Here is a 13,638-nt window from a genome sequence, read left to right as displayed (position 1 = left end):
ACCCGTGTTGAAGAAGAAGCCGGTCCCGACCCCGTCGGCCTCGTGGGGCACGCTCCCGTGGCCGGACGCGATCCTGCCGCTGCCCCTCGACGGGCAGTTCCGCCCCCTCGACGAGCGCCGGCTCGCCCAGGTCGCTTCCGGCCAGTTCCCCGCCTGCCGGGCGATCTTCGTCGCGCCCACGGCCTCCGAGCTGCGCCCCGACCTCGCGGCGCACCTGACGCGCGCGCTGGCGGAGCGGCCCGATATCGGCATCTTCTACGGCGACGACGCCGTGGTGGACGGCGCCGGCCAGGTCCGCAGTGTCCACTGCAAGCCGGCCTTCAACCCGGCCCTCCTGATGGCCGACGACTATATCGGCTTCCCGCTGCTGATCCGCGTCTCGGCCCTGGCCGGCCTGAGCCCCGATTTCGGCCTGCGCCACGGCAGCGCCGCGTGGTTCCGATTCCTGCTCGGCACGATCTCCGCGGGGATCGGCATCGACCGGATCCCCCAGACCCTGATCGCCTCGCCGCTGGAGCGCCCGAAGGCGACGCGCACGGCGCGCGCCCACGCCCTCGACCGCTGGTTCGAGACCTCCGGCATGCCCCTGCGCGCCGCCCCGGGGCTGAGCCCGGACACGCTGGAGATCCGCCGGAGCTTCGACGCGCGGCCGGCCGTGACCCTGGTCGTGCCGACCAACCAGAGCCGCTCGAAGGACGATCAGGGCCGCGCCGTCGAGGGCGCCAAGCCCCACGTGATCAACCTGCTCGACAGTCTCGGCCGCAGCACCTACCCGGCCGACAAGATCCGCGTGCTGATCGGCGACGACGTGGCCGACGACGCGATCTACCGCGGCCGCTCCGACCGCTTCACCGTGTCCCGCCTGCTGACGACCCGGGCTCCGGGCGAGCGGTTCAACTACGCGGCCAAGATGAACACGCTCTGGCGCGCGGCCGAGACCGACCTCGTCATCCTGATGAACGACGACCTCGTCGTGCGCCGGCCCGGCTGGATCGAGGCGCTCCTGACCTTCGCGCTGGACCGCGGCGTCGGCGGCGCCGGCGGCCGGCTGCTGTTCCCCACGGGCAAGATCCAGCATGCCGGCATGGCCGGCGGCATCTTCGACGTGTTCGCCCACCCCTGGTACAACCGGGACGCGGCTGAGCCGACCTACGGCGACTGGGCGCTGACGCAGCGCGACTGCTCGGCGGTGACCGGGGCGCTCTTCGCCACCCGCAAGGCGGTGCTCGAGGCGGTCAACGGCTTCGACGAGGGCTTCGCCCTCGACTTCAACGACGTCGACCTGTGCCTGAAGATGCGGCAGCTCGGCTACCGCATCGTCTACACGCCCTTCGCCGAGCTGGCGCACCACGAGAGCGCCTCGCGGCAGACCAGCTTCGCGCCGGGCTCGCAGATCGCCCGCTTCCTGCGCCGCTGGGGCGACGTGATCGCGGAGGATCCGGCCTACAGCCCGCAGCTGCGCATCGACACCGACGTGGTCGCCCCGCGGGCCGACGCGACGCGCTGGATCTCGGAGCGCCGGGCGGACGCCGCCTGAGCGGCCCCGGATCCGGCGCGCCCGGGTTAAGCTAAACGCGCGAAGTTCGGCGCGGCGGCCTGGAACGGGGCAGTCCGAGCCTCTACCCATCGTGGCGGATGCGCGGACGGAACCGTCCGCGCCGGGGTGGGGAGCCCAACGTGAAGAAGCCGCTCACCGCCGCCGCCCTCCTCGTCGGCCTCGCCCTGGTCGGCCTCGCGGCGGAGATCCGGCTGCACGAGCGGGGTCGTCCCGTCGCCAGCACGGCGGTCCGGTCGGGCGGCGCCGCCTTCGCCCCGGCGCCGATCCCGGCGGACTGGGTCGTCTCCGGCGACCCCGTCACCGAGGTCGCTGAGGTCTCGCAGACCCATGACGGCAGCGCGCAGGTCTACCTGTGGCGCACCACGGCCAGCACGTTCCGCTGGACCCACCACGCCGACGAGATCATCACCATCCTCGACGGCGAGGTCTTCGTCACCGACGCCGACGGCAGCCGCCACCACCTGACGCCGGGCGACGTGGCGCATTTCCCGGTCGGGTCCGTCCAGCTCTGGGAGGTGCCGAGGACGCTCCTGAAATCGGCGATCCTCAAGCACCGCAGCCCGACCCTCGTCGAGGCGTCCCTGCGGTGGCTGCGCCGGGCGCGGGCGCTCGTCGCCGGCTGAGGCGCGGGCGCCGGCGGCATCCGCCGCGCCGCGCCGACGAGGCGTAATCTAGGTTGAATCCCGCGCTCCGGTGACACGGCTTGCTAAGGCTCGGCGCGGCATCATCGGCGCTCCGACGCCGCGAACCGACCCGATGCCCCCACCCCGCGACCTGCAGCTCGACGCCGCGCGCGGTCTCGCCGTGCTGCTGGTCCTCTCCGGCCACCTGCTGCAGCCCGTCTTCTACGGCCCGTCGGGGCCCGAGCCGGGGCCGGCCCTCGCGGTCTGGCGGGTCATCTACGCCTTCCACATGCCGTTCTTCTTCCTGCTCTGCGGGATGGTGGACCGGATCAAGGGCGAGGCGAGTCTCGGCGAAGCCTGCCGCTCCGCGCTGCGGCTCGTGGCGGTGACGCTGGCGTTCGGCACCCTCGCGCTGGTGCCCCAGGCCCTCGCCGGCACCCTGTCGCCCGGGGACGCGCTGGGCGACGCGCTGTGCGGCCGCGACTTCGGTCTGGGCGTGCTCTGGTTCCTGGTCGCCCTGGGGCTTGTACGGGTGATCGACGCCGCGGCGCGCGCGGCGACCTTCCCGGGCGGCTACTGGATCGTCCTGGGCGGCGCCCTGGCCCTGTCATGGACCTGCAGCGCGCGGGCGTTCCCGTACTGGCAGGTCCACGCGCTCGTGGGCGCCCTGCCGTTCTACGTCGCGGGCCTGCGGCTCGGGCCACGGGCGTTCGACGTGTCGGCGCTGCTCGGCGCCTGCGGCCTCGCCGTGCTCCTGCTCTGCGCGCCGCGGAACTTCGTCCACGTCGCGACCGGGCATTACGGCGACCCGGCGCTGTTCGCCGTGACGGCGGTGGCGGGCTCGGCGTTCGCGCTGGCGGTCGCCGGCCGGCTGCGCGGCCCGCCGCGCGCCGCGGCCGGCCTGCTGGGGCGGGCGAGCTTCGAACTCTACATCGTCAGCGGCGTCTTCCTCCTCCTGGCGCCGCACTGGCCCGCCTGGGACCGGTGGGACGGCCTGGTGCTGCTCGCCGCAATCGGCCTGCCCCTGCACCTGATCGCGGCTCGCGGGCTGCGCGGGCCGATCCGGGCCGTCCGCGCGGCCGCCGACAGTGTTGTCGACAGCGCGGTCGACGGCTTGGTCGACGGGCTCGCCGGTCGCCGGCGTCGCGCGCGGCCGGGCTTGTCCGGGGCGGATCCTTAAGACTTGTGCGGGACGATCCGCCGGCATTCCGGCCGCAAGACCTTCGATGACAGCGCCACACGCCAGGGGCCCCGATGTTCGCTGAGCGCCCGCGCGGCGGCGTCGGCGCGTGGCCCCTCATCGCCGCCACGCTGGTCGCCACGATCGTCTGGATGGCGGTCGCCGGGCTGCACTTCGCCTGGGACAGCGCCCTCGTCACCCTCGCGGCCTGCGGCGGACTCGAGGCCCTTGCGCGGGTCTACCGCACGCGCCGCCCCGAGCCGCGCATCGCCGCGACGCTGAGCGCGCTGGCGCAGGTCATCGCCTTCAGCGCCTGCGCGGCCGCGCTGTCGTACACGGTCGCGAGCACCGGCGGCCCGCTCTGGGATTCGACCTTCGACGCATGGGACCGGCGGCTCGGACTGGACTGGCGCGCCTACCTGGCCTTCGTGGACGGCAATCCGCGGCTCGGGCTGGCGCTCTCGCTGGCCTACCGGAGCCTGATCCTGCAGACCATGCTGGCGGTCATCCTGCTGGGCTTCAGCGGTCGGCTGCGGGCCCTGCGGGACTTCGTCCTGGCCTTCGCCCTCGCCGGCACGGTGACGGTCCTGATCTCCGCGCTGACGCCGGCCCTGGCGAACTTCGTGTACCTGGGCCTGTCCCTGGCGGACTTCCCCAACCTGCACCCGGCCGCGTCCTACGTCCACGTCGCGGACCTGACCGGCCTGCGCGACGGCACGCTCCGGACGATCTCCCTCGACCACGTCGAAGGCATCATCACGTTCCCGAGCTTCCACGCGGCGCTGGGCGCCCTCTACATCTGGGCCTTCTGGCACCTGCGCGCGGCCCAGATCCCGGCCCTCCTCGTCAACGTCCTCCTCATCGCCGCCACGCCGATCGACGGCGGCCACTACTTCGTCGACGTGATCGCCGGGCTGGTCATCGCCGTCCTGGCGATCTGCGCCGCGCGGGCGCTCGGGCGGCGGTGGGCCGCGGACGCGCCCAGTCCCGGAGCGCCCGAGGGCGGACCCGCACCCGGGCGGGCCTGACGCGCGCGGCCCGCGGGCACCTCAGAGCGGCTCGCCTCGCATCAGCCGGGGCCGCGAGTCGCGCGCGGCCGCGGCCTCGCCGATGAAGAAGCGCTTGAGCCCCGGCAGCCGGTCCACGATCCCGAGGCCGAGGTCGCGGGCGAGGCGCAGCGGCAGGGCGTCGTTCGAGAACAGCCGGTTCAGCCCGTCGGTGGCCGCCGCCATGGCGAAGCTGTCGAAGCGCCGGGCGCGCTCGTAGGCGCGCAGCACGTCGGGGCTGCCGGGGTCGAGGCCGAGGCGCAGCGCGCCGGTCACGGATTCGGCCAGCGCCGCTGCGTCCGCGAGCCCGAGATTGAGGCCCTGGCCGGCGATCGGGTGGATCACGTGCGCCGCGTCGCCCAGCAGGGCGAGGCGCTCGGCGCGGAAGGCGCGGGCGATGCCGAAGGCGAGGGGGTGACGGCTGGGGCCGTGCTCCAGCGCGAGCGCGCCGAGATCCAGGGTGAACCGGCGCTCGATCTCGGCGAGCACCTCGTCGGGGCCGCCGGAGAGCAGGGCCTCGGCGTCGTCCGACCGCTCTGTCCAGACGATGGAGGAGCGGTGCCCCAGGGGGCCGCCGTCCCGCAGCGGCAGGATCGCGAACGGGCCCGCGGGCAGGAAGTGCTCGAAGGCGCGGCCTTCGTGCGGCCGGGCGTGGCCGATCGTCGCCACGATCCCGACCTGCGGGTAGGACCAGCCGACCCAGCCGATCCGTGCCGCCTCGCGCAACCGCGAGCGCGCGCCGTCGGCGGCCACCAGCAGGTCGCCCCGCAGGGTCTCGCCGGTGGTGAGCGCCGCGCGGATCGCGGCCCCCTCCGGCACCGCGCGCACGACCCCGGCGGCGACGATCGCGACCCCCGCCGCCCGGCAGGCCTCCGCGAGGGCCGCGGCGAGCGGCTCGGCCTCGATCATGTGGGCGAAGGGCTCGCCGTCGTCGCGCTCCGCGTCCGCCTCGCGGCCGAAGGTCAGGAAGACCGGCCGCACCGGGTCGGCGAGGCGGCTGTCGCTGATCACCATCTCGCCGATCGGCTCGGCCGCGTCGGCGACCCGGGCCCACAGGCCGAGGCGCTCCAGCATGCGCCGCCCGCCCGCCGCGAGGGCGTAGGCGCGGCCGCGATGCCGGGCGGGGTCGGCGGCGCCCGGGTCGATCACCGTCACGGCCAGCGCCGGCCCGTGGGCCTGCTTCAGGGCGAGGGCCAGGGCGAGGCTGGGCAGGCCGCCGCCGGCGATCAGGAGGCTGCGGCTGCCGGGGCGAGGCGTCTCGGCCGTCATCGGGGCGGATCTCCTAGGGGTCCCGCGCGGGACGCGTGGATTGGTTCGTCCGAAAAGCCTATGTCGCACGCGGGCAACGAACGGAAACCCCGCGGGTCATGACCGACGCCAACACCGACGCGATGACGGACGCCGTCGCCGAGCTGATCGCCATCCTCGACCTGGAGCGCCTGGAGGTCGACCTGTTCCGCGGCCAGAACCCTAAGACAGGCTGGCGGCGCGTCTTCGGCGGGCAGGTGGTGGCGCAGGCCCTGGTCGCCGCGACCCGGACGGTGCCCGACGACCGTCCCGCCCACTCCCTTCACGCCTACTTCATGCTGCCCGGCGACCCGCGCACGCCCATCGTCTACGAGGTCGAGCGGATCCGGGACGGGCGGAGCTTCACGACCCGCCGGGTCAAGGCGATCCAGCACGGGCGCGCGATCTTCGCCACGACGGTCTCCTATCAGGTCGTCGAGGAGGGGCTCACGCACCAGCCGGCGATGCCGGCGGTGGCCGGGCCCGAGGGGCTCCTCGACGGCAAGGCCCTGGCGGCGGTCGGCGGCACCGGGATGCCGGAGGCGATCGCCGCCTATTTCGGCCGCGAGCGGCCGATCGCGCTGCGGCCGGTCGATCTGAACCGCTACCTGCCCGCCGGCGCGGGCGGCCGGGCGCCGGACCCGATCTTCAATGTCTGGCTGCGCGCGGCCTCGGCGCTGCCGGAGGATCCGGCGCTGCACCGGGCCGTGCTGGCCTACGCGTCCGACATGACCCTGCTCGACGTCTCGCTGATCCCGCACGCGCGCTCGGTGTTCGACCCGATGATCCAGGCGGCGAGCCTCGACCACGCGCTCTGGTTCCACCGGCCCGTGAAGATCGACGACTGGCTGCTCTACGCCCAGGACAGCCCGGTCGCGGGCGGCGCCCGCGGCTTCGCCCGGGGCCAGATCTTCGACCGGGCCGGCAACCTCGTGGCGTCGGTGGCCCAGGAGGGTCTGATCCGCCCGACGCGGGATTAAAACGCGTTGCCGCGCGTGTGTTGCCGGCACGCAACGGGGCGAGATGCACGGAATTGGGCAGATTGCCTCGTCTTTGTGCGGCAACGCGACCGGTCCTGCCCGCGATCTGGCCGCATCGGGCTAATCGATGGGCAAAATGGCGACCGGCCAAAATGTTCCCGGCCGAGCTTGTCTGGCATAGTCCTTGAATAGCGGCCTTCGACCGCGGGTCATCCCGAGCCTGCGGACGGTCCGGGTCGGCTCGTCCCGCAGGTCGGGTGACGGCAACGGTTCCCGAGGACTTCGAAGGGGGCGTCGCCCATGAAAATCGTGATGGCCATCATCAAGCCGTTCAAGCTCGAAGAGGTGCGCGACGCGCTCACCGGAATCGGCGTGCACGGCCTGACGGTGACGGAGGTGAAGGGTTATGGCCGCCAGAAGGGCCACACCGAGATCTACCGCGGCGCGGAATACGCCGTCAGCTTCCTGCCGAAGCTGAAGATCGAGGTCGCCGTCGCCTCGGACCTGACGTCCAGCGTGATCGACGCCATCGCGGGGGCCGCGCGGACCGGCCAGATCGGCGACGGCAAGATCTTCGTGATGCCGCTGGAGAAGGCGGTGCGCATCCGGACCGGCGAGACCGACGCCGACGCCCTCTGATCCGCGGCCCGGTGCGCCCGGGCCCGCCGATCCCCAGACCTCCTGAAACACTACGGACTTGAGACCGGGAGCCACGTGCCCATGAAACTTCGTCATGCCCTCATGCTCGGCTTGGGAGGGGCGGCGATCGCCGCCCTCCTGATCGAGCCGTCCCTCGCGCAGACCCCGACACCCGAAGCCGCCTCGCCGCCGCCCTCGCCGATCCCCAACAAGGGCGACACGGCCTGGATGCTGATCTCGTCGGCCCTGGTGCTGATGATGAGCATCCCGGGCCTCGCGCTGTTCTACGGCGGCCTCGTCCGCACCAAGAACATGCTGTCGGTGCTGACCCAGGTGTTCGCGATCGTGTCGATCGTCGGCCTGCTCTGGGTGTTCTACGGCTACAGCCTCGCCTTCACCAGCGGCGGCGGCCTCAACGACTTCGTCGGCGGCCTCTCGAAGGCCTTCCTGAAGGGCGTCGACGCGAACTCGACGGTCGCGACCTTCTCGAACGGCGTCGTGATCCCGGAATACGCCTATCTGTGCTTCCAGATGACGTTCGCCATGATCACGCCCGCGCTGATCGTCGGCGCCTTCGCCGAGCGGATGAAGTTCTCCGCGCTGGTGGTGTTCACGATCCTCTGGGTCACGATCATCTACTTCCCGATGGCCCACATGGTCTGGTACTGGGCCGGCCCGGACGCCGTCGGCAACGCCGCGAAGGCGCTGGCCGCCGCCACCGACGACGCCTCGAAGGCGACCGCCCAGGCGGCCCTCGACGCGGTCAACAAGGATGCCGGCTTCCTCTTCCAGAAGGGCGCCCTCGACTTCGCGGGCGGCACGGTCGTGCACATCAACGCGGGCATCGCCGGCTTCGTCGGCTGCCTGATCATGGGCAAGCGCATCGGCTACGGCCGCGACCTGCTCGCCCCGCACTCCCTGACCATGACGATGATCGGCGCCTCGCTGCTGTGGGTCGGCTGGTTCGGCTTCAACGCCGGCTCGAACCTCGAGTCCAACGGCACCGCCGCCCTCGCCATGCTCAACACCTTCGTGGCGACCTGCGGCGCCGCGGTGGCGTGGCTGTTCGCCGAGTGGGCCCTCAAGGGCAAGCCGTCCCTGCTCGGCATGCTGTCGGGCGCGGTCGCCGGCCTCGTCGCGGTCACCCCGGCCTCCGGCTTCGCCGGCCCCATGGGCTCGATCGTGCTCGGCCTCGTCGCCGGCGTGGTCTGCTTCGTGATGTGCTCCACCGTGAAGAACGCGCTGGGCTACGACGACTCGCTGGACGTCTTCGGCGTCCACTGCATCGGCGGCATCCTGGGCGCGCTGGCGACCGGCATCCTGGTCGACCCGAACCTCGGCGGCGTCGGCATCCCCGACTACACCTCGAAGCCGGGCGAGCTCGCCGTCGGTGCCTACGACATGATGAGCCAGCTCATCGTCCAGGCGGAGGCGGTCGGCCTGACCCTGCTGTGGTCGGGCATCGGCTCGGCGATCCTCTACAAGCTCGTCGACGTGACGATCGGCCTGCGCGTCACGCAGGAAGAGGAGCGCGAGGGCCTCGACATCGCCGATCACGGCGAGCGCGCCTACAACTACTGAGACGGACGGCGCGGCCCCGCGGGGCCGCGTCTCCCGAACGAGAAAACCCCGGCTCCGCGAGGACCGGGGTTTTCCGTTGCGTCACGCCGTCATCGCGAGCGCAGCGAAGCGACCCAGGGAAGCGCTGCGGCCGGAATCGGAGCGAAGCCCTGGATTGCTTCGCTCCGCTCGCAAAGACGATGCGGGGCGGCGATCGGGCATCGACCCCGAAGCATTCACGCCGCCCGCGTCAGCGCTGCCTTCTCCTCCGCGAAGGCCCAGTCGAGCCAGGGCGTCAGCGCTTCCAGATCCGAGGTATCCACGGTGGCACCGCACCAGATCCGCAGGCCCGCCGGCGCGTCGCGGTAGGCGCCGATGTCGAGGGCGACGCCCTCGCGGTCGAGGCGCTCGACGATCCCCGCCGCGAAGGCCGAGACCGCCGCGTCGCCGCGGGCGAGCACGTCCGGATCGGCGATCACGAGGCAGACGCCCGTGTTCGAGTAGGTCGCGGGATCGGCGGCCAGCGGCGCGATCCAGGGCGTGCGCGCGACCCAGTCGTAGACGACCTTCGCGTTGGCGTCGGCCCGCGCGTGCAGCGCCTTCAGGCCGCCGATCCGCTCGGCCCAGTCCAGGGTGTCGAGGTAGTCCTCGACGGCCAGCATCGAGGGCGTGTTGATCGTGTCGCCCTTGAAGATGCCCTCGATCAGCTTGCCGTTCTTGGTAAGGCGGAAGATCTTCGGCAGGGGCCAGGACGGCGTGTGGCTCTCCAGCCGCGCCACGGCGCGGGGCGAGAGGATCAGCATGCCGTGCGCCGCCTCGCCGCCCATCACTTTCTGCCAGGAGAAGGTCACGACATCGAGCTTGTCCCAGGGCAGGGGTTGGGCGAAGGCCGCCGAGGTCGCGTCGCAGATCGTCAGGCCCTCGCGGTCGACCGCGATCCAGTCGCCGTCCGGCACCTTCACGCCGGCCGCGGTGCCGTTCCAAGTGAAGACCACGTCGCTGTTCTTCGTGTCGATCGCCGCGAGGTCCGGCAGGATCCCGTAGGCCGTCTGGTGGATGCGCGGCGCGATCTTGAGCTGCTTCAGCGCGTCCGTGACCCACTCCTTGCCGAACGCCTCCCAGGCGGCGACCTCGACGGGCTTCGGCCCGAGCATCGTCCACATCGCCATCTCGACGGCGCCGGTGTCGGAGGCCGGCACGATGCCGATCCGGTAGTCGGACGGCACCTGCAGGACCGTGCGGGTCAGGTCGATCGCCCGGCCGAGCTTGGCCTTGCCGAGGGGGGAGCGGTGCGACCGGCCGAGGGCGGCGTCGGCCAGCGCGGCCGGGGTCCAGCCGGGGCGCTTGGCGCAGGGGCCGGAGGAGAAGTGGGGCAAGCGCGGGCGCTGCGTGGGGCGGCTGGTCATGGCGGATCCATCCTTGCAGAGGGCCGCGCTCCCGGGGGAGGCGCGTCCCGGCTCGCGCATGCGCCGAAACCGGCCGGCTTGCAAGCGCCTGTCCCGGCGGCAGTCTTCGCGGCGCTGCCCCCGGTCGGGACAGGGCCCCGGGCGGCGGGGAACAGTCGATTAATCCCGGCCCGTTAGCCTTAATGAGGTGCCGCGTAGCGTTTGAGGTGCGCCGATGACTTTCCACAGCGCCGCGATATTGGCGGTCTGGTCCGTTCTACTCTTGGTTATTGGGGCCTTAATTCCCCGCCTCCTGCAGGCGGGCCGGACACCGCGGCTGGTGCCGCAGCCGCTGCGGCTCGACCCGCCGGATTACGACCGCGACGGCCCGGTGATCGACCTCGAGCCGGCCTGACCGGGGCTGCCCCCGGGGCGCAGGTCCGGGCGCCGCTCGGCGGTGATCCGCTCGGCCTCCGCCCGCCGCCAGCGGGCGATGGCGGCGTGGTTGCCGCCGGAGAGGACGTCCGGGATCGCGCGGCCCTCCCAGTCGCGGGGGCGCGTGTAGTGCGGGTACTCGAGGAGCCCGCCCTCGAAGCTCTCCTCGACGCCGGATTCCACCTTGCCCATCACGCCGGGCAGGAGGCGCACGCAGGCGTCCAGAACCACCAGGGCGGCGATCTCGCCGCCGGACAGCACGTAGTCGCCGATCGAGACCTCCTCCAGGCCGCGCCCGGCGATCACGCGCTCGTCGACGCCCTCGAAGCGGCCGCAGACGATCAGCGCGCCCGGTCCCGCCGCGAGGTCGCGCACGCGGGCCTGGGTGAGCGGCCGGCCGCGGGGCGACATCAGCAGGCGCGGGCGCGGGTCGTCGGCCCCGGTCGCGGCGTCGTAAGTCGCGGCGTCGATGGCGGCGCCGAGCACGTCGCAGCGCAGGACCATCCCGGCCCCGCCGCCGGCCGGCGTGTCGTCCACCGAGCGGTGGCGGCCGAGGCCGTGCGCGCGGATGTTGCGGGCCTCCAGGGTCCAGTCGCCCCGCGCCAAAGCGTCGCCCGACAGGGACACGCCCAGCGGGCCCGGGAACATCTCCGGGTAGAGGGTGAGGATCGTGGCCCGCCAGGGCGTGTCCGCGCGCGTCATGGCGCTTGATGGCGCGCGGGGTGCGGCACGGTCAACGGGCCCGGCACCGTCGGCGCGCCCCGCGGGTTGTCGGCCATGATCCGCGCCCTCGCCCTCCTCGCGGCCGCTGCCGCCACCGCTGCCCTGGCCGGCCCGGCCCGCGCCGCCGAGCCGCTGGCGCCCCCGGGCGCGCCCGCCGCCGCCTTCCCCAGGCCCGACCGGCCCGTGGCCGAGATCGTCGCGCCGCGCTGGTCCTCGGAGGCCGAGCGCGACAGGGCGGGCGAGTTCGAGCAGGTGGCCGAGGGGATGGGCATCGCGCCCGGCGAGACGGTGGCGGATATCGGCGCCGGCAGCGGCTACTACGCGGTGCGGTTGAGCCCCCGGGTCGGGCCGCGGGGCCGCGTGCTCGCCGAGGACGTGACGCCGTCCTACCTGGCGGCCTTGGAGAAGCGGGTGAAGGTGCTCGGGAACGTCACGGTCGTGCGCGGCGAGCCGCACGACCCGCGCCTGCCCCCGGCCTCGGTGGACGCGGCGATCCTCGTCCACATGTACCACGAGATCACCCAGCCCTTCGGCCTGCTCCACAACCTCGCCGCCGCGATGCGTCCGGGCGGCCGGGTCGGGATCGTCGATGCCGACGCGATCCCGTCGCGGCACGGCACGCCGCCGGCGCTCCTGCGCTGCGAGCTCGCCGCCGCGGGCTACCGCGAGACCGGCTTCCGGCCGCTCGCGGACGGGGCCTACCTGGCAATCTTCGCGGCCCCCGCCCCGGAGGCGCGCCCGCGGCCGGAGACGGTCCGGCCCTGCCGCGACGACGCGACGGCGCGGTAGCGGCGCCTCAGGAGCGCCAGCGCAGCTCGCGGCGCTCCAGCGGGTTGACGAACGGGCGCCCGTCGCGGGCCGATTCCAGGGCCTCGCGCTTCAGCCGGAAATACCATTGCGAGGGCAGGTCGCCCTGGCCGAACAGCACCATGGTGGGCTTGCGGTCGAGCCCGTCCTGCGCGTGCTGGAGCACCTGCTGGTCCTGGGTCAGGAACTGCCGCATCAGCGGGCGCGCGACCGGCTTGAGCAGGTTCAGGGCCGGCATGCTCCAGTAGAGGGCGTTGGTGAGCAGCGTCCGGTCCGGCGTCAGCGGCGTCGCGAAGGTGTAGTTCGCCACCCGCTTCGCCCCCGCGCGGATGCGCTCCAGCCGCACGCCGGGCAGGCGGAACTCGATCTCGACCTCGGGGACGCCGCCGAGCAGGCGGTAGACCGGTGAACTCGTCGTGGTGGCGTGGCTCGTCATCACGAAGCCGTGGGGCACCGGCTGGAAGGTCTTCACCTTCTCGCGGAGCTGCTTCGAGGGCCGGAACCACCACGAATCGTGGACGAAAGCGACGTGCCCGGGATCGACGAGGCTCAGCGTCGTCAGGTCGAAGGAGGCCTCGATCTCCAGCTCGACCACGAGGGAGCCGGCCGGTTCGAACTCCAGCGCCGGGACCTCCGGCACCGCGCCGGCGGCGGGGCCGAGATGCGGGTTGACCCAGAGGAAGCCGGCGCTCTCCCGCACGGGGAAGCGCTGCACCTGGATGCGCGAGAAGTCGGCGGCGTCGTGCTCCGACAGGGTCGGGACGTCGCGGCAGCGCCCGTCGGTGCCGAAGCGCCAGCCGTGGAACGGGCACATCAGGGTGTCGCCGTCGAAGCGGCCCTTCGACAGGGCCATGCCGCGGTGGGGGCAGCGGTCGCGCAGCGCGAAGGGCGCGCCGTCGGGGGCGCGGCCCAGGACGATCTGCTCGCCGTTCAGCGCCACGGCCCGCAGGGCCGACCGGCCGCCCGCCCTGCCGAGGCTCCGGGACTGCCCGACGCAGTACCACGCGTTGCCGAGCGGCTGGCGCATCGCGTCGGGATCGAGCGCGGCCTCGTCGGCGGGGCGCGGCGGGTTGGCGAAGGGCGCGTTCAAGGCGGTTCGGGCAGACCTCGGGGCGCCCGTCATACGCCCGGCTGCCGGGACGGGGAAGCGTCGGGCCGGGGAGGACAAACGGGCGCAGGCGCGGGGCTTCACAAGCCGGGCGCGGCCACATACCTTCGCCTCACCCGCAACCAACGAAAGGAGGTGATCCAGTGTCTCATTGTCATCAGCCGTGTGTCTCGGCTCATCGGACCTGGACCGTCGCCTCCGGCGCGTCGCTCTAAGACGCGTCAGAGACCCGATCTCGGGACAGTTCCGCCGGACAACACGGTTCGGCAATGGAAGGGCCACCCTCTCGGGTGGCCCTTCGGCGTTT

General features: G+C 73.1%; 12 protein-coding genes. 8 read left to right on the top strand and 4 right to left on the bottom strand.

The features are described 5' to 3' along the window. Window positions 1–4: 4 nt before the first annotated feature. From BLW78_RS11395 to BLW78_RS11380, 4 genes are all read left to right on the top strand, one after another. A complete protein-coding gene (locus tag BLW78_RS11395) occupies window positions 5–1,537 on the top strand; it encodes a glycosyltransferase family 2 protein (RefSeq protein ID WP_091679555.1) in 1,533 nt (510 codons plus the stop codon). A gap of 140 nt (window positions 1,538–1,677) precedes the next feature. Further along, on the top strand, window positions 1,678–2,181 hold the full coding sequence (locus BLW78_RS11390) for a cupin domain-containing protein (protein ID WP_020092621.1): 504 nt from the start codon (window positions 1,678–1,680) through the stop codon (window positions 2,179–2,181). A gap of 133 nt (window positions 2,182–2,314) precedes the next feature. Beyond that, window positions 2,315–3,361: an acyltransferase family protein gene (locus BLW78_RS11385; protein WP_091679553.1), complete on the top strand. Its 1,047-nt coding sequence runs from the start codon at window positions 2,315–2,317 to the stop codon at window positions 3,359–3,361. Between the two features lie 74 nt (window positions 3,362–3,435). Beyond that, window positions 3,436–4,389 carry a phosphatase PAP2 family protein gene (locus BLW78_RS11380; protein ID WP_091679550.1) on the top strand — a complete coding sequence of 318 codons (954 nt, stop codon included), beginning with the start codon at window positions 3,436–3,438 and terminating at the stop codon, window positions 4,387–4,389. A 21-nt stretch (window positions 4,390–4,410) separates the two neighbouring features. Here the strand turns inward: BLW78_RS11380 and BLW78_RS11375 are convergent, their stop codons facing one another. Further along, the gene (locus BLW78_RS11375) at window positions 4,411–5,676 is read right to left on the bottom strand and encodes an FAD-dependent monooxygenase (protein ID WP_091679548.1); all 1,266 of its coding nucleotides are present in this window, start codon (window positions 5,674–5,676) and stop codon (window positions 4,411–4,413) included. Between the two features lie 98 nt (window positions 5,677–5,774). Here BLW78_RS11375 and tesB point away from each other — a divergent pair, with 98 nt between their 5' ends. The 3 genes from tesB to BLW78_RS11360 all read left to right on the top strand — a co-directional run bounded on the left by tesB (window position 5,775) and on the right by BLW78_RS11360 (window position 8,894). Beyond that, window positions 5,775–6,674: an acyl-CoA thioesterase II gene (gene tesB / locus BLW78_RS11370; RefSeq protein WP_091679545.1), complete on the top strand. Its 900-nt coding sequence runs from the start codon at window positions 5,775–5,777 to the stop codon at window positions 6,672–6,674. A gap of 300 nt (window positions 6,675–6,974) precedes the next feature. Further along, window positions 6,975–7,313 (top strand): P-II family nitrogen regulator, encoded by a 339-nt coding sequence (locus BLW78_RS11365; RefSeq protein ID WP_010683623.1) that lies wholly within the window; start codon window positions 6,975–6,977, stop codon window positions 7,311–7,313. Window positions 7,314–7,394: 81 nt separating this feature from the next. After that, complete coding sequence (locus BLW78_RS11360; RefSeq protein WP_091679542.1) at window positions 7,395–8,894, top strand: ammonium transporter; 1,500 nt, start codon at window positions 7,395–7,397, stop codon at window positions 8,892–8,894. Between the two features lie 215 nt (window positions 8,895–9,109). Here BLW78_RS11360 and BLW78_RS11355 read toward each other — a convergent pair whose 3' ends face one another. Beyond that, window positions 9,110–10,279 (bottom strand): phosphoserine transaminase, encoded by a 1,170-nt coding sequence (locus tag BLW78_RS11355; protein WP_091679540.1) that lies wholly within the window; start codon window positions 10,277–10,279, stop codon window positions 9,110–9,112. Between the two features lie 351 nt (window positions 10,280–10,630). Further along, a complete protein-coding gene (trmD, locus tag BLW78_RS11345) occupies window positions 10,631–11,395 on the bottom strand; it encodes a tRNA (guanosine(37)-N1)-methyltransferase TrmD (protein ID WP_020092613.1) in 765 nt (254 codons plus the stop codon). A 75-nt stretch (window positions 11,396–11,470) separates the two neighbouring features. Between trmD and BLW78_RS11340 the strand changes: the two genes are divergently transcribed. Next, the gene (locus BLW78_RS11340; RefSeq protein ID WP_091679534.1) at window positions 11,471–12,205 is read left to right on the top strand and encodes a class I SAM-dependent methyltransferase; all 735 of its coding nucleotides are present in this window, start codon (window positions 11,471–11,473) and stop codon (window positions 12,203–12,205) included. A gap of 7 nt (window positions 12,206–12,212) precedes the next feature. Here BLW78_RS11340 and BLW78_RS11335 read toward each other — a convergent pair whose 3' ends face one another. Further along, complete coding sequence (locus tag BLW78_RS11335; RefSeq protein ID WP_091679531.1) at window positions 12,213–13,346, bottom strand: aromatic ring-hydroxylating oxygenase subunit alpha; 1,134 nt, start codon at window positions 13,344–13,346, stop codon at window positions 12,213–12,215. Between the last annotated feature and the right edge of the window lie 292 nt (window positions 13,347–13,638).

Source organism: Methylobacterium sp. 275MFSha3.1 (genome assembly GCF_900108435.1).
Classification (GTDB): Bacteria; Pseudomonadota; Alphaproteobacteria; order Rhizobiales; family Beijerinckiaceae; genus Methylobacterium.
The sequence above is the reverse complement of the archived record's forward strand: the minus strand, read 5'-3'. Positions and strand labels throughout refer to the sequence as shown.

Excerpts from the sequence above, each read along its gene's own strand:
- BLW78_RS11385 (WP_091679553.1), top strand. The coding sequence starts at position 2,315 with ATGCCCCCACCCCGCGACCTGCAGCTCGACGCCGCGCGCGGTCTCGCC.
- BLW78_RS11380 (WP_091679550.1), top strand. The coding sequence starts at position 3,436 with ATGTTCGCTGAGCGCCCGCGCGGCGGCGTCGGCGCGTGGCCCCTCATC.
- BLW78_RS11375 (WP_091679548.1), bottom strand. The coding sequence starts at position 5,676 with ATGACGGCCGAGACGCCTCGCCCCGGCAGCCGCAGCCTCCTGATCGCC.
- tesB (WP_091679545.1), top strand. The coding sequence starts at position 5,775 with ATGACCGACGCCAACACCGACGCGATGACGGACGCCGTCGCCGAGCTG.
- BLW78_RS11365 (WP_010683623.1), top strand. The coding sequence starts at position 6,975 with ATGAAAATCGTGATGGCCATCATCAAGCCGTTCAAGCTCGAAGAGGTG.
- BLW78_RS11360 (WP_091679542.1), top strand. The coding sequence starts at position 7,395 with ATGAAACTTCGTCATGCCCTCATGCTCGGCTTGGGAGGGGCGGCGATC.
- BLW78_RS11355 (WP_091679540.1), bottom strand. The coding sequence starts at position 10,279 with ATGACCAGCCGCCCCACGCAGCGCCCGCGCTTGCCCCACTTCTCCTCC.
- trmD (WP_020092613.1), bottom strand. The coding sequence starts at position 11,395 with ATGACGCGCGCGGACACGCCCTGGCGGGCCACGATCCTCACCCTCTAC.
- BLW78_RS11340 (WP_091679534.1), top strand. The coding sequence starts at position 11,471 with ATGATCCGCGCCCTCGCCCTCCTCGCGGCCGCTGCCGCCACCGCTGCC.
- BLW78_RS11335 (WP_091679531.1), bottom strand. The coding sequence starts at position 13,346 with ATGACGGGCGCCCCGAGGTCTGCCCGAACCGCCTTGAACGCGCCCTTC.